General features: G+C 59.6%; 20 protein-coding genes. 8 read left to right on the top strand and 12 right to left on the bottom strand.

What is annotated here, in order from left to right; genetic code table 11:
- Window positions 1–11: 11 nt before the first annotated feature.
- Genes feoB through K1X75_10075 form a run of 3 tightly spaced genes read right to left on the bottom strand, consistent with a single transcriptional unit; the run spans window position 12 to window position 2,601 of the window.
- A complete protein-coding gene (gene feoB, locus K1X75_10085; protein ID MBX7058401.1) occupies window positions 12–2,207 on the bottom strand; it encodes a ferrous iron transport protein B in 2,196 nt (731 codons plus the stop codon).
- Window positions 2,204–2,467, bottom strand: coding sequence for a ferrous iron transport protein A (locus K1X75_10080; GenBank protein ID MBX7058400.1), 264 nt, complete (start codon window positions 2,465–2,467; stop codon window positions 2,204–2,206). The genes feoB and K1X75_10080 overlap by 4 nt, the downstream gene beginning before the upstream one ends.
- Window positions 2,464–2,601 carry a hypothetical protein gene (locus K1X75_10075; protein ID MBX7058399.1) on the bottom strand — a complete coding sequence of 46 codons (138 nt, stop codon included), beginning with the start codon at window positions 2,599–2,601 and terminating at the stop codon, window positions 2,464–2,466. The genes K1X75_10080 and K1X75_10075 overlap by 4 nt, the downstream gene beginning before the upstream one ends.
- Before the next feature lie 143 nt (window positions 2,602–2,744).
- On the opposite strand from K1X75_10075, the gene egtB reads away from it, so the two are divergent.
- Entirely contained in the window at window positions 2,745–3,995 is a 1,251-nt protein-coding gene (gene egtB / locus K1X75_10070) for an ergothioneine biosynthesis protein EgtB (protein ID MBX7058398.1), read from the top strand.
- Complete coding sequence (gene egtD, locus K1X75_10065) at window positions 3,992–4,942, top strand: L-histidine N(alpha)-methyltransferase (protein ID MBX7058397.1); 951 nt, start codon at window positions 3,992–3,994, stop codon at window positions 4,940–4,942. The genes egtB and egtD overlap by 4 nt, the downstream gene beginning before the upstream one ends.
- Here the strand turns inward: egtD and K1X75_10060 are convergent.
- Window positions 4,913–5,278, bottom strand: a complete 366-nt coding sequence (locus K1X75_10060) for a (2Fe-2S) ferredoxin domain-containing protein (protein ID MBX7058396.1) — start codon at window positions 5,276–5,278, stop codon at window positions 4,913–4,915. The genes egtD and K1X75_10060 overlap by 30 nt on opposite strands.
- A 13-nt stretch (window positions 5,279–5,291) precedes the next feature.
- Window positions 5,292–5,837, bottom strand: coding sequence for a phosphohistidine phosphatase SixA (gene sixA / locus K1X75_10055; GenBank protein MBX7058395.1), 546 nt, complete (start codon window positions 5,835–5,837; stop codon window positions 5,292–5,294).
- A 74-nt stretch (window positions 5,838–5,911) separates the two neighbouring features.
- On the opposite strand from sixA, the gene K1X75_10050 reads away from it, so the two are divergent.
- Entirely contained in the window at window positions 5,912–6,688 is a 777-nt protein-coding gene (locus K1X75_10050) for a DUF2062 domain-containing protein (GenBank protein ID MBX7058394.1), read from the top strand.
- 1 nt (window position 6,689) lies between these two features.
- Here the strand turns inward: K1X75_10050 and K1X75_10045 are convergent, their stop codons facing one another.
- Window positions 6,690–7,616, bottom strand: a complete 927-nt coding sequence (locus K1X75_10045; protein ID MBX7058393.1) for an ornithine carbamoyltransferase — start codon at window positions 7,614–7,616, stop codon at window positions 6,690–6,692.
- Between the two features lie 233 nt (window positions 7,617–7,849).
- Here K1X75_10045 and K1X75_10040 point away from each other — a divergent pair, with 233 nt between their 5' ends.
- Window positions 7,850–8,407, top strand: a complete 558-nt coding sequence (locus K1X75_10040) for an NUDIX hydrolase (GenBank protein ID MBX7058392.1) — start codon at window positions 7,850–7,852, stop codon at window positions 8,405–8,407.
- A gap of 36 nt (window positions 8,408–8,443) precedes the next feature.
- Here K1X75_10040 and K1X75_10035 read toward each other — a convergent pair whose 3' ends face one another.
- The 5 genes from K1X75_10035 to K1X75_10015 all read right to left on the bottom strand — a co-directional run bounded on the left by K1X75_10035 (window position 8,444) and on the right by K1X75_10015 (window position 11,211).
- A complete protein-coding gene (locus K1X75_10035) occupies window positions 8,444–8,824 on the bottom strand; it encodes a hypothetical protein (GenBank protein ID MBX7058391.1) in 381 nt (126 codons plus the stop codon).
- A 103-nt stretch (window positions 8,825–8,927) separates the two neighbouring features.
- Window positions 8,928–9,572: a class I SAM-dependent methyltransferase gene (locus tag K1X75_10030; GenBank protein ID MBX7058390.1), complete on the bottom strand. Its 645-nt coding sequence runs from the start codon at window positions 9,570–9,572 to the stop codon at window positions 8,928–8,930.
- A 76-nt stretch (window positions 9,573–9,648) separates the two neighbouring features.
- The gene (locus tag K1X75_10025; protein MBX7058389.1) at window positions 9,649–9,813 is read right to left on the bottom strand and encodes a hypothetical protein; all 165 of its coding nucleotides are present in this window, start codon (window positions 9,811–9,813) and stop codon (window positions 9,649–9,651) included.
- A gap of 88 nt (window positions 9,814–9,901) precedes the next feature.
- Window positions 9,902–10,711 carry a hypothetical protein gene (locus K1X75_10020; GenBank protein MBX7058388.1) on the bottom strand — a complete coding sequence of 270 codons (810 nt, stop codon included), beginning with the start codon at window positions 10,709–10,711 and terminating at the stop codon, window positions 9,902–9,904.
- Window positions 10,712–10,836: 125 nt separating this feature from the next.
- Window positions 10,837–11,211 (bottom strand): hypothetical protein, encoded by a 375-nt coding sequence (locus K1X75_10015; protein MBX7058387.1) that lies wholly within the window; start codon window positions 11,209–11,211, stop codon window positions 10,837–10,839.
- Window positions 11,212–11,445: 234 nt separating this feature from the next.
- Here K1X75_10015 and alaS point away from each other — a divergent pair, with 234 nt between their 5' ends.
- Genes alaS through K1X75_10000 form a run of 3 tightly spaced genes read left to right on the top strand, consistent with a single transcriptional unit; the run spans window position 11,446 to window position 15,868 of the window.
- On the top strand, window positions 11,446–14,409 hold the full coding sequence (gene alaS, locus K1X75_10010) for an alanine--tRNA ligase (protein MBX7058386.1): 2,964 nt from the start codon (window positions 11,446–11,448) through the stop codon (window positions 14,407–14,409).
- Window positions 14,409–14,897 carry a YajQ family cyclic di-GMP-binding protein gene (locus K1X75_10005; protein ID MBX7058385.1) on the top strand — a complete coding sequence of 163 codons (489 nt, stop codon included), beginning with the start codon at window positions 14,409–14,411 and terminating at the stop codon, window positions 14,895–14,897. The genes alaS and K1X75_10005 overlap by 1 nt, the downstream gene beginning before the upstream one ends.
- A gap of 8 nt (window positions 14,898–14,905) precedes the next feature.
- On the top strand, window positions 14,906–15,868 hold the full coding sequence (locus K1X75_10000; GenBank protein ID MBX7058384.1) for a hypothetical protein: 963 nt from the start codon (window positions 14,906–14,908) through the stop codon (window positions 15,866–15,868).
- Between the two features lie 4 nt (window positions 15,869–15,872).
- Here K1X75_10000 and K1X75_09995 read toward each other — a convergent pair whose 3' ends face one another.
- Window positions 15,873–16,919: a hemolysin family protein gene (locus K1X75_09995; protein ID MBX7058383.1), complete on the bottom strand. Its 1,047-nt coding sequence runs from the start codon at window positions 16,917–16,919 to the stop codon at window positions 15,873–15,875.
- Between the two features lie 182 nt (window positions 16,920–17,101).
- Here K1X75_09995 and K1X75_09990 point away from each other — a divergent pair, with 182 nt between their 5' ends.
- Window positions 17,102–18,046, top strand: a complete 945-nt coding sequence (locus K1X75_09990; protein MBX7058382.1) for an SH3 domain-containing protein — start codon at window positions 17,102–17,104, stop codon at window positions 18,044–18,046.
- Window positions 18,047–18,050 lie beyond the last annotated feature (4 nt).

Genomic DNA, 18,050 nt, shown 5'->3' with positions numbered 1-18,050 from the left:
TTGCACGGCTGTTAGCCGAAGCCCAGCGCCAGGCCGCCCTGATAGATCGCCAGCGAACAGAGATAGGCCAGAACCGTCATATACGTGAACAGGAATAAGCCCCAGCGCAGACTGTTCAATTCGCGCACCACAGTGGCCAGCGTGCTCATACACTGACTGCAGAGAGCGAAAAAAACCATCAACGATATGGCGGTCAAAGGCGTGAACACTGCCTTGCCCTCCTCCGTTCTGGCTTCTGCCAACCGCCGCCGTAAGTCCGGCGAGTCCTCGCTTTCGCCGGCGCCCAGGTTGTAAACAATGCCCAGCGTGCTGATGATGACTTCGCGCGCCGGAAAGGCGCTGAGAATGCCCACCGAGATTTTCCAGTCAAAACCCAGAGGAGCAAAGAGCGGCGCCACGCTGCGGCCCAGACGGCCAAGGTAGCTCTGCTCCAGATTGGCCGCGGCGATGCGATTACTCAGCTCCTGCTCAAAGGCCTGACGTGCAGGGTCCTCAGGTTCTCGTTGCAACAGGGAAGCGTGGTAGGCGCCGTACTCGGCGCGAATGCCTTCGCCTATTTCCTCGGATCGCGGGAAGTAGCTCAAGGCCCAGATTACTATAGATAGCGCAAAGATTACCGTTCCAGCGCGCGCCAGAAACTTCCAGGCCGATTGGTAGGCGCGGTAACTCACATCGAAGAGATGCGGCAATCGATAGGGCGGCATTTCCAGTGTGAAGGGCGTAGCCGGCGTCTTCAGCAAGCCGTGATTGAGCAGCCAGGCAATGGGCAGCGCCAGCAGCAGTCCGAGGGCGTGGATCGCAAACAGCGCAAGGGCCGCCCAGCCGGCGCCATAGCGCGGCTCGATGAAGGCGCTGATCAATAGCAGGTAGACCGGCAAGCGTGCTGAACAACTCATCAGCGGCGAGATCAGGATGGTAGTCATCCTGGCCCTCTGGTCGGGAATGACTCGCGCCGCCATGACGCCTGGAATAGCGCAGGCAAAACTGCTCAGCATCGGAATAAAGGCGCGCCCATTCAGGCCGGCCCAGCCCAGCAGTCGGTCCATCAAAAAGGCGGCGCGGGCCATGTAGCCGCTGTCCTCAAGGAAGGCCACAAGCAAGAATAGGATTACAATTTGCGGCAAAAAGACCAGCACCGATCCAACGCCCGAAAGTACGCCGTCCACCGCCAGCGATTGCAGCACAGGCGCGCCAGCCAGTTGCAGGCTAAGCTGTTGTCCAAGCCAGTCGAAGCCAGAATCAATTGCATCCATCAGCGGCGCAGCGCCGCTATAGATTGATTGGAAAACCAGAAACATGATTCCGGCAAAAATACTCAGTCCAAAGAAGCGATGGGTGAGCAGCCGGTCGAGGCGCTGGCTGAAGCCTGGCGCCTGCAATTTCTGACGCCGCTCTACGGCTCTGACTGCTTCCTCAGCCCAACGATATCGTTCCACGGCAATGGCTGCCGGATTGGGCAGCGACCTGGATCGCACACTGCGCACTTTCTCTAGTTCGCCATTGAGTCGTTCACGCAAGCGCTGCGAGGGAATGAGCGATGGGTCCGCTGCCAGCTCCCGCGCTTCAAACAAGGTCAGTCCGCTTGCGGCGGCGTGATCGGCAAGGCGCCGCGCAGCCTGTTCCAGATCAGCTTCGAATCGCAATGACAGTTGTTGCTGTCGCCTTTCCAGTAAGGCTTGATCCATCGCAACAAGCAGTTTCTGAATTGATTCGTTCTCGCGCCCGCGGATCGGAACAACCGGCGCATCCAGGCGATTGCTGAGCGTTTCAAAATCGATTTCGATGCCGCTCTTTTGCAGAGTGTCGGCCATGGTGGCCGCGACCAGCACCGGAACGCCAAGCTCGGCAATCTGCGAATACAAAAACAGGTTTCGACGCAGGTTGCTGGAATCGAGTACAAATACAATCAGGTCCGGACGCCTGGTCTGGTCCATCCGTCCAGCCAGTACATCAGCAGCGGTATGTTCATCGGGTGCGATGGCCTTCAGGCTGTAGAGTCCCGGCAAGTCGATCAGTTCGACGCGGCCGACGCCTGGCAGCGCCAGATGACCGGTCTTCCGCTCAACAGTCACTCCAGGATAGTTGCCAACGCGCTGTCGGGCGCCGCAAAGCGCATTGAATAGCGATGTCTTGCCGGTATTCGGGTTGCCGGCCAGGGCAATCGTCAACAGACGATTTTCTGTTGGTTGCGTCGCTCTGCCGCTCATACGGCGTTGCTATCCGCATCCGCGCTCTTGCGCACCAGAATCGATTGCGCCTCTGCTCTGCGCAGGCAGAGGTCATAGTCAACAACGCGCACTTCCAGCGGGTCGCCAAATGGGGCGCGTTTGACAATCCGCACCCGGGCGCCCGGGCTCAGACCCATCTCCAGCAATCGCATCGTCCCTGGCGACTGGTCCGCCAGCGCACAAACCTCGGCGCTTTCGCCGGGCGCCAATTCGGACAGGGAGTGCAGCTCAGGACTCAATGCAGGCCTTCTTTAGCACAATGGCTGCAAACCGCCGTCTGGCGGCGAGTACGAAAGCGGAACAGGCGCAGTAGCAGGTACGCCACAGCCAGAGCCACAAGGAGCATTGCCAGCATCAAATCCAGAAATCCCATGGACGCTTCTCCCGCTTTCCAGCATACTGGGCTCTTACGCGTTTGGCGTCAAGTGAATCTGAGATTCATTCTCAGATTCTTGCTTCTGGCGTCGACATTGGTAACCACGGGCATTACAAAAACTCCAAACACTAGCCGCGAAGATGCTGCTGAGGGTAAAAGAAATCACAACTGGGGAACGCTTCCGCGATGTACGCGAGCGCTCGCTGCGGCTGGCTGCAGGACTTACGGCTGAAGATCTACAGCTGCAATCCATGCCAGACGCCAGTCCCGGCAAGTGGCACCTGGCGCACACCACGTGGTTTTTCGAGACCTTCGTGCTGGCCGATTTTGCCCCGTCGTATCGGCCAAAGCATCCGGAGTATCGCAACCTGTTCAACTCCTACTACGACGCCGTGGGTGATCGGCATCCGCGGCCTGAACGCGGACTGCTCTCGCGTCCAGGGCTGGAGGAGGTGCTGGACTACCGCCGCCGCGTTGAAGAGGCGTTGCGACCCCTGCTGGATGGCGAGGACGCGAGGCTGCAGTCGCTCCTTGAACTGGGCATCCACCATGAAGAGCAACATCAGGAACTTTTCCTTACCGATCTAAAACATGCCTTCTCGCGGAATTCGCAGCGACCGGCAATGCGTCCAATTGCATTGCCCCCGGCGGCTACGGCGGCGCCTCTGGCCTGGCATTCCTTTGCCGCCGGTCCAGGCCAGATTGGCGCGGGCGAGGACGGATTTGCCTTCGACAATGAGCGGCCGCGTCATCCTGTATTTGTTTCGGATTTCCAGATAGCCAGTCGCGCCCTGAGCAACGGCGAGGTATTAGATTTTGTGGAGGCCGGAGGCTACGCACGCCCCGAGTTCTGGCTCTCCGACGGCTTTGCCATAGCGCAGCGCGAGGGCTGGCGCTCGCCGCTCTACTGGCGCCAGGTCGACGGTGAGTGGCTCGAATTTACGCTCCATGGCGAGCAGCCTCTGGATCGCAACGCGCCGGCAACGCACCTGTCGCTTTACGAGGCGGATGCCTGCGCCGCATTCTACGGCGCCCGGCTGCCGCGAGAAGAGGAATGGGAACTTGCTTGCCAGTCGCTGCTGGAAGCGAGCGACGATGCGCTCTCTGGCCGCTTTCAAGACGGCGAACTTTTTCATCCCGGCGGCGGAGCAGCCTGGCTAGGCGATGTCTGGGAATGGACAGCCAGTGCATACGCCGCCTATCCCGGATACCGACGACCGTCTGGCGCCGTCGGCGAATACAACGGCAAATTCATGAACGGACAGTATGTGCTGCGCGGCGCAAGCTGTGCTACGCCGGAGCGCCATGTGCGCGCTACCTATCGAGACTTCTTCTATGCCGGACAGCGCTGGCAGTTCAGCGGGCTGCGCCTGGCGCGGGATGTACAATGAAAACGGCTGGCCTGGAACGAGACGAACTGGGGCGTATATTGCGCGGGCTGCGCGGCAGTCCGCGCGAACTGTTTCCGGCCCTGCTCTACGACCGACAGGGCTCTAACCTCTACGAAGAGATCTGCGCGACGCCAGAGTACTATCCGACGCGCAGCGAACTCGAGATTCTGGATATTCACGGCGAAAGCATCGCTCAGCTGGTCGGCAAAGGCGCCCTGCTGATCGAGCCGGGTTGCGGCGCGGCGACCAAGTCGGCGATCCTGCTGGAATCGTTGCACGATGCCGCTGGTTACATTGGCATTGATGTGTCAGCCAGTATGCTGGCCGAGGCCTGTCAGGGATTGCGCGAACGCTTCCCGGGACTGCCAGTCCACGACCTGAGCTACGATTTTAGCGAATCATTTAATATTGAACTTCCACCGATTGCCGCCGAGCGGCGCCTGTTCTATTATGCGGGTTCTTCCATTGGCAACTTCCATCCGGAAGAAGCAGTGGATTTCCTGGGCAACCTGGCGTCTTGCGCAGACAGCGGAGACTTGCTGCTGATTGGCGTCGACTTGCTCAAAGATCCGGCGCTGTTGCATGCCGCCTACAATGATCGCGCCGGCGCTACGGCGCGCTTTCACAAGAATGTACTGGACCGACTGGTGCGCGACTACGGCGCGACGCTGCAATGCAGCTGCTTCGACCACTATGCCTTCTTCCATCCGGCACAGTCCCGCATTGAAATGCATCTGGTAGCCAATCGCAAAACGACGATTGAACTGGAAGATGAGCGCTTTGATTTCCAGGCAGGGGAGAGCCTGATCAGCGAATACTCCTACAAGTACACGACCGCGTCCTTCTCAGAACTGGCGGCGCGGGCCGGATGGAATCTTCGACAGAGCTGGACCGATAGCAAGGCGCGCTTTGCAAACTTACTTTTCGCTCTGGGCGACGGCGACTGAGCTGGCGCCGTCTTCCGGCGGATGATCCGGCAGTCGCAGATCGTTGAGCGCCTGTAAATCGCCGCGCTGCAGATAGTCTTGTAGAAATCGCTCTACGTCCTCGGCGCTGCGCAATCGAAACCACCGTCCCTCGGGATAGGCAACCTGCACCGGACCTTCCTCGCAGCGATCCAGGCAACCGGACGAGTTGATACGGATGCGCATTTTCAGACCGTTCTCTTTTACCCTGCGCTTCAGCAGATTGCGCAGCTCCGCCGATCGCTGGCGCCCACAGCTAACCCGGGCCCCTTCCTCACGGACATTTTCGCAAAAAAAGATATGCGCATCGTAGTACATGGTTTGGCCAGCTTCAGGTTCTTGCCAGTTTACGCAACAAACGCGCCGGAAGAAAGCTGCGCAGTTCGCCGGATTCAGCTGAGAACAACTGCAACTCCATACAGGAGGATTTTCGAAAGTCGATGTGCAAGAAGGATCTGGCGGCAGCGTCGCTGTGCAGGAGCCCGCTGGCCATGTCGCTCAAATCAGGCTCGTGGCCAACCAGAGCGATGCTGGTCAGATCAGCGGGCAACTCCTGCAGAAGCTGCGCAAGCGAGGCAAAATCGGCGCCCGGATTAATGCGCGCATCGCTGCGCAATTCGCCGCCCAGCCGGCGCCTCAGAATTTGCGCCGTCTCCAGCGAGCGTCGCGCCTGAGAGCAATAGATCCACTGCGGCGCGACGCCCAGCGCGCGGAGTCCGCGCGCCGCCTGTGCACAACGCTTCCGGCCGCGCGCCGTCAGCGGACGCTCCAAATCCTCGCCCTCGAACCTTGCCGATTCCGCAGCAATTCCGTGTCGAATCAAATACAGTCGCATTGAGGCCGCGCCAGACTTCGCTTCTCTTCCAGGCTGGGCCATTTTCTATCGCTGGCAATGAAAAACTATCGCCGGCCTGCAGGCTGCGTATTCAGTCTGGCGGGCGGCGGGATACAATGTTTGCCTGGTTGCAGAATGTACTGGATCAACGAATTCTACGTCACTTTCGCGAATCGCGCAGCCCGGTTCAGGAGTTGGCGCTGGCCAGCGCCGTTGGCATCTTCTGGGCGCTCACGCCTTTGATCGGAATTCAAATGCTGCTGGTTGGCGCCGCCTGGGCTCTGCTGCGTCCGCTTGGATTCCGCTTCCAGCCTGCGATTGCCATGGCCTGGGTTTGGCTCACCAACCCGATTACCATGCCGCCCTTCTATTACGGCTTCTATATTACCGGTTACTGGATTTTTCGGGCCGCCGGCGCTGAGATGCAGGCCGTCGGCTTTGACGCCTTTCGCGAAGTACTGCAACAATCGCTACAGATGGGCGTTGCCGATGGCCTGCTGTTCTGGCTGAAGTACATGGCGACCGAGCTTGGCTGGCCGATGCTGGCCGGCGGTTTTGCCATCGGGGCGCCTTGTGCAGCCCTCGGCTATCCGTTGACGATCGCTCTGGTCAACCGCTTCCGCCGCAGCGCCGCAGCCCGACTGGGTCTGAGTTTGACACAGTGGGAGGACCGCTTTGTATTCCATCGTCACCCGGACATCAGTCTCAGCGTAGAGGAGTCGGCGGTGATCTGGCCGGCGGCCGAGACGGGCGTTGCAGCGCGCACTTTGCCGAAGACTAAAAAAAGAACAAGAGGCCAGCAGGCGACGCCGGCGCAGCCAAAGAGCCGCGCTGGAGCCAAAGCCGCAGCAAAATCGTCGCGAGGCAAAGGACGGTCTCGCGGCGCTGCTTGAATCAGCGCAAGAGCGTAAGGATAATTGCCTTCTGCGCCTCCAAGCGATTCTCGGCCTGCTGAAAAATCAAGGAGCGCGGGCTTTCCACCAGTTCAGCGGAAATCTCGTAGCCGGGATGAATGGGCATGTCGTGCAGCACCATGGCCCTGGAATCTTCAAGCAATTGCTCGTTTAGCTGGTAAGGGAGCATGGTCTTGATGCGCTCTTCTTTCAGGCCCTGGTAGCCTGGATCATCGAAGAACTCCATGTCTACCCAGGTATCCGTATATACGTATTCGGCATCGGCCACAGCCTGCCGTGCATCGAGCGTTTCACGCAGCAGCCCGAGTTTTTCCAGTCGCTGCTTGAGCTGCTGGTCGACGCTTTCCGCCGGTGCAATGGGCGTAACCAGCGTCAACTGCACGCCAAAGGCGGCGCAGATTGCCAGCAGCGAATTGGCCACATTGTTGTGGACGCCTATGTAGGTCAGTCGTGCGCCCTGCAGGCTGCCGCGATGTTCGTAGATCGTCAGCATGTCCGCCATGGCCTGGCAGGGATGGTAGAGGTTGCAGCAGCCGTTGATCAACGGCGCCGTGGCCCCGGCGCGCAACTCCAGCAGATCGCTGTGCTGCTTCATGCGCGCCATGATCAGCGCCGCATTGCGCGAAAGATATGCTGTCTCATAGCGAATCCGGGTGAGTTTGAAGTTGGTGGCATTCCAGTCCAGAAAGATGGCATGCCCGCCCAGTTCGGTCATAGCGGCTTCGAAAGAGACGCGCGTTCTGGTGGAGGTCTTTTGAAAGAGCATGACCAGCGTGCGTCCGGCAAGGGCGCCCGAATAGTTGTGGCGCGCGCCCTTGACTCGCAGCGCCAGATGCAGAACTTCCCGGATCTCTTCGTCCGGCCAGTCCTTCCAGCTAATCAGGTGGCGCGTTGCTGCTGCAGTCATTCGCTACAAGTCCGTACTCTCTTCTATTAACGGCGCCTGACGGGTTGCTGAAAAAGCCCTTGCGGGGACTTTTTCAAGCTCCGCCGGACCGATCAGAGGCCGATGCCGCGCCGATTTTCGCTGTCCCCGACGTTTCCGGTTGAAGCCAGCGGCCCCCTCGCCGGATGGTAGGCTTTGCTCAGGGCGCCGCGCGCCTCCGCAAAGCCGGTCCGCGCCAGACTGAAGAAATGACAATGAAGTTTTGCTCAGCCTGCGGCGCCCGCCTGGAGTGGCGCATTCCGGAAGGCGACACCCTCCACCGCTACATCTGCGGCAGCTGCCAGACCGTTCACTACCAGAATCCGCGCATGATTGTTGGCTGCCTGCCGGTCTGGCAGGAAAATCGGGTACTGCTCTGCAAACGGGCCAATGAGCCACAATCTGGCAAATGGACGCTGCCCGCTGGCTTTCTGGAAAATGGCGAACGGGCCGAAGACGGCGCCGTGCGCGAAACAATTGAAGAGGCAAATGCCAGCGTCCGTCTTGCTGGACTGCATACGGTGTTCAGCGTGCCGCACATCGGCCAGGTGTACCTGCTTTTCCTGGCGGAACTTCTCAACCTGGATTTCTATCCGGGTCGCGAATCGCTGGAGGTGCGTCTCTTTACGGAAGCGGAAATCCCCTGGTCGCAACTTGCATTCAATTCTGTTCGCTTTGCTCTGGAACGCTACTTCCTGGGCGCCAACAAAAGTTCGGATAGCACAAACCTGGGCGCCTACATCCACACGGAAGCTTCCGAAGATCGTCAGTAGCAAACCGCAAAAGGCCGCTTGCCGCTTGCCAGAAACTCAACGGCAATATTCTTCGCGGGCCAAGGCGGCGTTTACGCTTCGGCGAAATGCGCTATGCGGACAGGACGCACTGAGACCTTGACCGGCCAGCGCCGCCTTCAATTTTTCGAACTCCAGATGCGAAAGCTGGTACTGTCCCCGGTTCCAGACATGCGACTCAGCGCTGGCGTTGAGGTCCCGCACGCGCAGCTCGACGTAAACGCTGTCCACAGTAGTCATGTACCAGGTGCGCGTGAAGTCGATGCAAACCTGCTCGCTGGCTTCCATCGGCTGGAAACAGGTCGGCGCCGCATGGAGTGCGCCGGCAGTCAAAGGAGTAATGAACGCAACCAGCGTGATTGCCGAAAGTAGAGCAAGGCGAAAGATTCCGATTTTCACAACTGAGCCCCCTATGGTTGATAGGACGCTGTAAGAACGCTGAGAAATATTAAAACCTTGTAAGCTCTTCTACAAGGAAGCGATCTTGCGAGTTAGTCTCGACTCAGAGCTTGCGCAGCAAGGTCAGTCCGTCGCCAAGGGGCAGCATTGCAATTTGTACGCGGCGATCCTGGCTCAGGGATGCATTCAATTGCCGAATCGATTGTGTATCAATGTCCGTGCTATCCGCGACCAGCACCCGGCCGCCCCAAAGCGTATTATCAATTGCAATTACGCCGCCCCTCCGTACCAGCTGCAGGCTGCACTCGTAGTAGTGCTGATAGCTCGACTTATCTGCATCGATAAAAACGAAGTCAAAGGACTCAAAGGCATCGGGAAGATCGAGCAGCTTCTCCAGCGTTGCCAGCGCGGGCCCCAGGCGCAGCTCTACCTTGCCGTCGACGCCGGCCTTGCGCCAGTAGCGCCGTGCAATATCGGTCCATGCCTTGCTCTGGTCCAGGGCCAGCAGGTACCCGTCGGCAGGAAGAGCAAGGGCGCAGGCCAGAGAGCTGGCGCCAGTGAAGACGCCAATCTCCAGACAGCGACGGGCGCCTATCAGCGGCAGCAACCACTGGAAAAAGTGGGCCTGGGCGGAGGAGATCTGCATCCCGGCCTCGGGCATAGCAGCCGTTTCTTCGCGGAGCGCCGCCAGCAGAGGGTGCTCAGGACCGCTTACGCTGGACACGTACTGCTCCAGCGCATCAGACATCTGAATTTGATTTCGACTCAAGGATGGGCGTCCCGGATGCCGGGCAGTGCGAGAGGGGAGCTGCGTCAAACGCCGCTCAGCGGCCGGCTTCCAGCTCCGCCTTGCGGCTCAGCAGGGCCAGAGCGTATTTGCTGGTCAGCCCCTTCATGTTTTCTTCGGTCTTCTTGATGGCCGCCTGCACCTCAGGCAGACTCATCTTGTTGACTTTCTTGTTCTTCTTTTCGGCTTGCTCTTCGGACATGGTCAGAACGGCGATCTTTTCGCGAGCGGCTGCGCCAACAAGTCAAAAAAGTGCGCTCCAGGCGCGCCCGGCCGTGGTCGGCGACCAATCAAAGGCCGATCTGCCACTCATTGAACTGATTGCGACGATCATAGTATGCGGCAATCATCATATCCATCGAGTAGAGCGCCGTGCGCAGGTTCAGGAAAATGAAACGCAGGGCCTTGAGTTGGATCTCCGGGGAGGTCCGGTCCAGGGTACCCGGTTCGCGGTAATTGTGCCGTAGCGTTTCCAGCTCCACGGATTGCACATTGGGGTAGTAGAGACGCATCAGCTTGCGCGTCCAGAGGTTGGGATTGTATACGCTTCGCGTGAGAGAATCAAGCACAACGCAGTCGAGCTTCTTGTCCTGCGTGTAGTGGAAGATGATCAACTTCTTGGAGTTGACGAAAGTGCCGTCGCGCCAGCTGCCTGGGTTGTCCTCCAGAACGATCTCCTGGTAGGCTTCAAACTGTGGATAGAGTCGAATCAGTTCAACGTGCTTTCTGGCCACATCCTCAATGGCGCGCTTGACGTTGTTGATTTCGCTGGTCAGCAGTCGCTCCATTTCATTGCGATACTGCCCTTCCTGCGGGTTGTTCCCCCAGGACGTAGAATAGAACATTGGACGATCAGTTGGATTGACTGGCTGGCTGCTGCGGTTACGGCAGGCGCGCAGTTCGTCCTGCACCTGCGCCGGAGCGACGTTCTGATTCTGGGAGCTTCCGGCCAGCTGCACCGGCGACGGATTTTGCGTCTGAGGATTGATGTTGGTGGGCGGCGGCGATGTGGGCTGCGCCTGGGCCCAGAGTCCGCTGAGGGTCGATATGACCAGCGCCATCAGTGTAGTCATCCGGCGAAGATTCCAGGGTGCTTGCATGGCCATATATCTCCTGTTGGACTCTTTCGGAGAGGCGGATAAGGCAATTTAGGGCGCGACTGAAAAAAATTCAAGCGCTCCTCGCCAGAAAGTCACGCAAAATCAGGCCGCGCGCAAGCGCGATTTCAGAACCCCGACTTCTTGGGATTACAGGCCGACAGCACCGAGCCATAGAGGCCGACGACAAAGGTCTGGGGCTGGTTGGGAATGCAGGGCGTCGATGCCAGCAGCCACATGCAGGTTTCGATGCGATCAGCGCGGTAGTGGGTGTCGTTCAAAAAGGCAGGCACCGTATAGTAGTAGGCGTAATAGGCGGCCGCCTGGTTCTGAGGGCAAAGCTGCGCATTGATCGCCACGCCAAGACGCAATTGAGCCTTGGCCTCCCGGCGATTCAAGGTATCGATGCCGGTGAAGAATCCGACTTCATCGCCCCCCATCTGACCGCAAGCGGCTGAAACGCAGAGCAACAAAACAGCGGCAAGCCATGCAAGTCGGCGCATCGCAGGGCAGGCTTGCCGCCCTGGCTGCGATGTAAACGGCTTTTCGTCAGAGGCTGCTTCGGGCGCGCTGCCCCTGACGCAAGCAAACGGTCGCGTCCGACGCTGGCGCGACGCCCGACAGGGCATTGCTGCGGACCATCAAAGCAGGTATCCTGGACTCGAACACGGAGGGCGGCCGCCGCAGTGCGGATGATTCCGCTCCTGATTGCGAAGTCCGTCAGTTGAAATAGATCAATGGGCGCAAAGAAAAAGAGCACGGCAAAAAAGAAGAGCAAGGTCCAGACAAGCGGCGTTGTTCGTAAAGCGTCGGCAAGCAAGACCTCGACCGGCGCCAGGCCAACATCCCCCGACACGACGGCGACGGCCAGGAGCTGGCGTCTGGCTGACATTCGGCGCGCGTGGATCGAATACTTCGAAGGGCAGAAGCATCTGCATTTGCCTTCCGCCGGGTTAATACCGGCCGGCGACCCAACGCTGCTATTTACGACGGCCGGCATGGTGCAGTTCAAGCCCTACTTTGCCGGCGCCGAGACGCCGCCCTCGCGCCGCGCGATCACCATTCAAAAATGTCTGCGAACAACCGACCTCGAAAACGTCGGCAAAACTGCCCGTCATCTGACCTTTTTTGAAATGCTTGGCAACTTCAGCTTTGGCGACTACTTCAAGCGCGAAGCAATTCGCATGGCCTGGGATTTTTCGCTCAACTGGCTGAAGCTGGACGCAGAACGCATTCATGTAACGGTCTTCGAAAGCGACGACGAAGCGGTGCAGATCTGGCGAGAAGAAGCCGGCCTGCCCGCTGAGCGTATCACCCGCCTCGGCAAGAGCGACAACTGGTGGGGCCCGGCCGGCGATTCCGGCGCCTGCGGACCGTGTTCGGAACTCTACCTGGATCGCGGCGCCCAAATCTGCGAGCACTGCACTTGCAGCGACAAGAGCAAGTGCGCTCCAGGCGGCGAAGGCGATCGCTACATGGAATACTGGAACCTGGTCTTCAATCAGTTCCACCAGGACGCGGCAGGGAAGCTTCATCCGCTGCCCATGACCGGCATCGATACGGGAGCTGGCCTGGAGCGCATGGCCGCGCTGCTCAATGATCTGGATTCTGTTTTTGACACGGACGAAATGGCGCTGGTCATGAAGCGCATCGAAGAGCTGAGCGCTGAACTTCGCGCCGATGGCCAGCGCATCGCCTATTCAGCAAAGACGCGCGAACCATTTCGAGTGCTCGCCGACCACGCCCGCGCCGCTTCTTTCTGCATCGCCGACGGCATTTATCCCGGCAACACCGGCCGCGGCTATGTCATTCGCCGCATCATCCGCCGCGCCCTGCTCTTCGCCCGTGAGTTGGGCATATTTGCGCCGATTCTGCACCGCCTCAGCGGCGAGCTGGCGCAAATCTACGGCGCATTCTATCCCGAGCTTAAAGAACGCGCCGCGGAGATTGAGCGCCGACTGCGGTCCGAAGAGGAGCGCTTCTTACGCACGCTGGAGCATGGACTTGGCAAATGGGATGAGTATCTCAAAGAACGCCGCGCCAGCAATTCTCCTCTTTTCAGCGGCGACCGCGCCTTCACGCTCTATGACACGTTTGGTTTCCCGCTGGAGATGACCATTGAACTGGCAGCGCGGGCTGGCCTGACGGTAGACCTAGAGCGCTTTGAAATGCGCATGGAGGAGCAACGGCTGCGAGCCTCGCAGGCGGCGCGCTTCAAGGATTTCACCCTGCCCTCTGATCTGCCAGTTCGCGCCGAGCAGGCCACAACCTTTGTCGGCTACGATCTAGACGCGGCGCAATCTACGGTGCTGGCAGTTCTGCAAGGCGAGACGACTGTCGCCAGCTTGCAAGAAGGTCAAAACGGGATCGTAATACTGGATCGAACTCCCTTCTATGCGGAAGGCGGCGGTCAACTCGGCGACCGCGGTCAACTCAGCGGAACGGATGGCGCGCTATTTGAGGTCAGCGATACGCAAAAGGTCGGCGGATTTTATTTGCACATTGGCGAAATGAAGGCCGGGACACTGCAGCCAGGCTTCGTAGTTGAAGCGGCCATCGAACGCGAACGGCGCGATGCCTTGATGCGTCATCACAGCGCCACGCACCTGCTCAATCAGGTTTTGCGTCAGAAACTGGGCGATCATATCGTACAAACTGGCTCGCTGGTATCGCCGGACTATCTGCGATTCGATTTTTCTCATTCCGAGCGTATTGAACCGGCTCGGCTGCAGGAAATTGAAGCGGCTGTCAATGAAGCGATCGCCGGCGCCGCAGCAGTGCAGGCGGAGGTGCTGCCCATCGAAGAGGCGCGCAAGAAAGGCGCGGTGGCGACCTTCGGCGAAAAATACGGTTCTCAGGTGCGCATCGTCAGCATGGGTGCGCGCGGCGATCTGTCGCTGGAATTTTGCGGCGGATGCCATGTGCGAAATACTGGCGACATTGGATTCTTTCACATCCTGCGCGAGGCCAGCCCCGGCGCAGGCAACCGACGGATCGAGGCCCTGGCTGGCGAAAAGGCGCTACAATTTTTCCAGGATGAAATCATCGAATGCAACGCCCAGACGCAGGCGCATAACGCGCGTCTGCAATTGCATGCCAGCGAATTAGGAATCGATGCCGGCAGCTCCGAGTGGCAGAGCCTGGTCGTAACGGCGCGGCTGCCAGCCACGGCCAGCGCGGCGCTCAAGTCGGCGGCGGACGTTGCGCCCCTGGCGCGACGAATCGAGGAAACTCGCGCTCAATTGGCCGAGGCCGACCGACGACTGAACAAAATACTGCGCGAGCGAAAGCAGGCCCAATCCGGACAGCTTCTGGAGCAGGTCGACTCTGCGCTGGAGCATTCCATGCCCGCCGGAGCGTGCCGAATCCTGAGCCACTTTGCCGGCGAGACGGACGCCGAAACGCTGCGCAAATTTGGCGATCGCGCCAAAGAAAAAGCTCGTGGAATCATAGTTCTGCTTGGCGCCCGCACGGAAAAGGGTCCGCTCTTGCTTTTTATGGCCGACCGCGCCGCAGTGGAAGCAGGCGCTGATATGAGTCTTGCCGTGCGCCAGGCAGCGGCGCACATCGGCGGCGGCGGCGGCGGGAAACCAGAAATGGCCCAGGCCGGCGGAAAGAACGCTGAGGCCTTGCCCGCTGCGCTGCAGGCAGCAGTCGCTCTCGTTGCAAAGCAGCTGGGCTCGGCCACAAGGAGCGCCTGATGTCCGAACATTCCTTTGATGTGGCCTGTAAGGTAGACCGACAGGAACTTTCCAACGCCCTGGACATGGCCAACAAGGAGATTGCCACTCGCTTTGATTTCAAAGGCGCTCTGGCCAGGATTGATTTGCAGAAAGACGCCATTCAACTGGAAGCGCAGGACGAAGTTAAGATGCGACAGTTGATCGATGTGGTGCAGTCCAAGCTGGCCAAACGCGATCTCAACCTCAAGGCCTTCAAATTCGGGGAATTCCAATCGAATGTCAGCGGCATTGCAAAGTGCAAGGTCGATATTCAGAATGGGCTGACGCAGGATCAGACCAAGGTCATCAATCGCATCATCAAAGATTCAAAACTGAAAGTGCAATCGCGCATCCAGGGCGATGCCGTGCGCGTTACCGGCAAGAACAAAGACGACCTGCAGCAAATCCAGAAGGCGATTCGCGATGCGGATCTTGAATTTGCCTGCGTCTTCGACAATTATCGTTGAGCGCTCTCATGGCAAATTCGGCCGCTTACACCCGCGCCCTTCAAACGCTGGCCTCTGGCGACTTTGTGCGATCGCAAGAGCTCTTCGGCCATCTGGTGGAGGAATCGCCGGAACACAGCGAGTATGCCGCTGGGTTTTATGCCAGCGGCTGGTGGAACAATCGCCAGGAGGAGCGGGCCAGCATCAAAGTCGGACGCACGCTGGCCGACTGGTTGATGCGTCAATGGGATGAATTTGACGAGGCTGCGCGTCAGCGTGAATACCAGTCTTTTCCTGCGTACCAGGCGGCAATGCAGGCCGCCTTGCGCGCCGCTGCTGAGAACTTTCGCACAGCCTTCCAGGAGGAATCCGGCGGCGCCGTCGACGTTGAAATGCTGCGCGTGCTGGCCGTCTGTCTGATTCGACTGGAGGACTACGACGACGCCTGTGACATCCTGTTGTTTGCTTTGCGCCGGAAAGGACCCGATGCACGACTCTACTTTCTGCTGGGCGAGGCGTTGCTCAGCAAGGGCGACGCCGGCAGTCGCGTCCGCGGCTTGAGCTACTATCGCGACGCCTTCTATCTGGACCATCGGGCGATTGATGTGAGCATCATTGCCGCTTCGCCGGCGCTGGAATCCTTGCAGTCCGCGCTGCGCGAAAAGAATGAAGATTGGGATATCGCCGTGGAGTGGCTGCCGGCGCGTCTGATGTCGCACGCCTTTGCCGCCGGTCTGCGCGCGCTGAGCGAACGCGAACTGCGTTCGGTCCACGCCGAAGTGGAGCGGCTGGAAAGCGATTTGCGCGTGGTGATTGAGCGTTACCGCGATCGCGTCCGGGCCAGGCTTTGCTATCTCTACCTGGTCCTGATTCAGTACTATCGTTTACAAGAACTGGATCGCGATGCGGCGGAAGACTTTGAGGATCGACTGAAGTCGCTTTCGCCGGAGTCCTACGACCACTACCGGTCGGCGCAAAAGAGCGCTGGATAATGTCTCAGGCCGGCTCCGGCCGCTGTTGATTTCCCGGATTGCGGCGGCCCCGTTGGCGCGCTTCTTCTTGTAAGTCGACGACACGATCTGTTTCGTCGACGATCTCGCCGGTCAGCACTTCCAGCACGTCCTCCAGCGTCACCACGCCGGAAAGTCCGCCATATTCGTCGACTACCACCGCCAGATGCTGCCGCGTACGCCGAAAGGTAGCCAGCAGGTCATCGGCGCGCGCGCTGCCTGGAACGAAGATTGGATCGCGCGCAAAGCTGGCGACCGTCTCTTCAAAACGATCGGCGGCCAGCGCCGCCAGAAGGTCGTCCTTGCGAACAATGCCAATCACATCGTCCACTGATTCCCCGCAGACAACGATGCGCGTGTGTTGAGAACGCAGGATCGACTCGCGGGCTTTACGCAATGTTTCGCGGCCATCCAGTCGCGTCAGACTGACGCGCGGGGTCATCAGGGCCTTGGCCGTTGTGTCATTCAAACGAAAGACGCGCTGGATCATCTCCGACTCGTCCTGCTCGATCTGACCTTCGTTGTGGCCGATGTGCGCCAGCATGCGAATTTCGGCTTCATCGGTGGTTGGCGCGGGAGCGCCGCGCCTCAGCGGCGAGGTCAACAAACGCACCAGCCACACGGCTGGAACAAACAGCACGGTCAGCAACTGTACCGGGCGCGCCGTCAGCATGCCAATGGGCATGGCATAGCGCTCGCCAAGCTGCTTGGGAACAATCTCGGCAAACAGGACCACCAGAAATGTGAGTCCGCCGGAAAAGGCGCCAAGCCAGGCTTCGCCCAGTTTCTCTGCTGCCAGCGCGCCCACATAGAGGCTGCCCAGGATGTTAGCAATGTTGTTGAGAATGACCAGTGTGGTGATCGGCCCGTCCATTCTTTCGCGAATGGCAAGCAACACGCGCGCCGTGGAGCTCCCGGCTTCGGCACGCTGACGCACGCGGTGGATGGACGCCGAAAACAGAGCAGCCTCAGTCATGGAACAGGCCGCAGAAGCGACCAGCACCAGCATCGTGGCCAGAATTAAGTCCGTCATGGTTGCCGCATCCCGCTGCGTCGCCGCCAGGCAGAAGCGGAGGTCACTCTACCTCCCCTCGCCCATCGCGCAATACTTTCACGACCATTCCAGACCGCGCACTTGCTGGACAGGGACGGAGCAGAGCGGCAAAAGGTGTAAGGCTCGCTCCCGGATTTCCAGAGCACGCCGCCAGGAGCGCCATGGACCACATCAGAACAAGCTGCGCACTCCTGCTTTTGCTTGCGACTGCAAGCGCCCTGCTGGCCGAAGAAATGGTCGTTACCGCCAGCGAACTTCGACTGCGCCGCTTGCCAGATCAAAACGCCGCAGTTGTCGGCCGCCTCCATTTTGGCGAAATCGTTCAGTTGCAGGGAGCCCCCGGCCCGGCTGCGACTCTGAGCGGGCGGAGCGGTCGCTGGCGACAGGTGCGCGGCGGATCCGGCGCGGGCTGGGCCTTTGACGCCTATTTGCATTCCCTGCCTCGCGGCGATCGTAGCGCGCAACTGTTGCAACTGGCGGCCAAGCGATTGGGCGATGAGGCTTTGACCTTTAGCGAAGCGAAGGCGGTGTGTGATTTCCTTTCCGCCCAGCGCGCAGTGCGGCGCGGCGATGGGGCGCTACCCTGGGAGTTGGCTTTCTATCAATGTGTAGGACGCACGTCCGCACTGGTCGCCAGCGACGCTGACAGTACCCAGCGGGAGTGGCTGCAGGCCAATGGCGCATTGCTTAGAGAACACGAACTGGCGGGCATCTATGTTCTGAAGAGCGAGCTGCTCTGGGATCGCGCCCGCGCTCTGGGAAGAAAACCGATTGCTGAAGATTTTGCCTGGACTGCCGCCGGCGTTTTGCTGGGCGGAGAGTGCGAGGGATTTCTGGACTGCGACCTATCCGCCTGGATCAATACTTATGGCGAGTTCCTGAAGCGCTATCCGCGTTCGAGCCGCGTTGGCGAAGCCTTGCGTACGTTGCGCGAAACAATGCCAGGCAACTCCGCCGCGGCTCGCGACTACCGCGCCAGCCGCGAAGACCTTCCGCACCCCATTGCACAGATTGAGGCAATCCTTGCGCCGCTGCAGAGTCCCGAAAAACGAGAGCTTCTGCAACTACTGCGCGGACTGCCGGACTATGAGTACTCGCCGGACTGAGGCA

The sequence above is a fragment of the Leptospirales bacterium genome (genome assembly GCA_019694655.1).
Lineage (GTDB): Bacteria > Spirochaetota > Leptospiria > Leptospirales > Leptonemataceae > SSF53.
The sequence above is the reverse complement of the archived record's forward strand: the minus strand, read 5'-3'. Positions and strand labels throughout refer to the sequence as shown.

Bases quoted from the DNA above. Each gene is read 5' to 3' on its own strand.
- egtB (MBX7058398.1), top strand. From the start codon at position 2,745: ATGCTGCTGAGGGTAAAAGAAATCACAACTGGGGAACGCTTCCGCGAT.
- K1X75_10060 (MBX7058396.1), bottom strand. From the start codon at position 5,278: ATGTACTACGATGCGCATATCTTTTTTTGCGAAAATGTCCGTGAGGAA.
- K1X75_10005 (MBX7058385.1), top strand. From the start codon at position 14,409: ATGTCCGAACATTCCTTTGATGTGGCCTGTAAGGTAGACCGACAGGAA.
- K1X75_10015 (MBX7058387.1), bottom strand. From the start codon at position 11,211: ATGCGCCGACTTGCATGGCTTGCCGCTGTTTTGTTGCTCTGCGTTTCA.
- K1X75_10025 (MBX7058389.1), bottom strand. From the start codon at position 9,813: ATGTCCGAAGAGCAAGCCGAAAAGAAGAACAAGAAAGTCAACAAGATG.
- K1X75_10075 (MBX7058399.1), bottom strand. From the start codon at position 2,601: ATGGGATTTCTGGATTTGATGCTGGCAATGCTCCTTGTGGCTCTGGCT.
- K1X75_10040 (MBX7058392.1), top strand. From the start codon at position 7,850: ATGAAGTTTTGCTCAGCCTGCGGCGCCCGCCTGGAGTGGCGCATTCCG.
- K1X75_10030 (MBX7058390.1), bottom strand. From the start codon at position 9,572: ATGTCTGATGCGCTGGAGCAGTACGTGTCCAGCGTAAGCGGTCCTGAG.
- K1X75_09990 (MBX7058382.1), top strand. From the start codon at position 17,102: ATGGACCACATCAGAACAAGCTGCGCACTCCTGCTTTTGCTTGCGACT.
- K1X75_10050 (MBX7058394.1), top strand. From the start codon at position 5,912: ATGTTTGCCTGGTTGCAGAATGTACTGGATCAACGAATTCTACGTCAC.
- feoB (MBX7058401.1), bottom strand. From the start codon at position 2,207: ATGAGCGGCAGAGCGACGCAACCAACAGAAAATCGTCTGTTGACGATT.
- alaS (MBX7058386.1), top strand. From the start codon at position 11,446: ATGGGCGCAAAGAAAAAGAGCACGGCAAAAAAGAAGAGCAAGGTCCAG.
- egtD (MBX7058397.1), top strand. From the start codon at position 3,992: ATGAAAACGGCTGGCCTGGAACGAGACGAACTGGGGCGTATATTGCGC.
- sixA (MBX7058395.1), bottom strand. From the start codon at position 5,837: ATGGCCCAGCCTGGAAGAGAAGCGAAGTCTGGCGCGGCCTCAATGCGA.
- K1X75_10045 (MBX7058393.1), bottom strand. From the start codon at position 7,616: ATGACTGCAGCAGCAACGCGCCACCTGATTAGCTGGAAGGACTGGCCG.
- K1X75_09995 (MBX7058383.1), bottom strand. From the start codon at position 16,919: ATGACGGACTTAATTCTGGCCACGATGCTGGTGCTGGTCGCTTCTGCG.
- K1X75_10020 (MBX7058388.1), bottom strand. From the start codon at position 10,711: ATGCAAGCACCCTGGAATCTTCGCCGGATGACTACACTGATGGCGCTG.
- K1X75_10000 (MBX7058384.1), top strand. From the start codon at position 14,906: ATGGCAAATTCGGCCGCTTACACCCGCGCCCTTCAAACGCTGGCCTCT.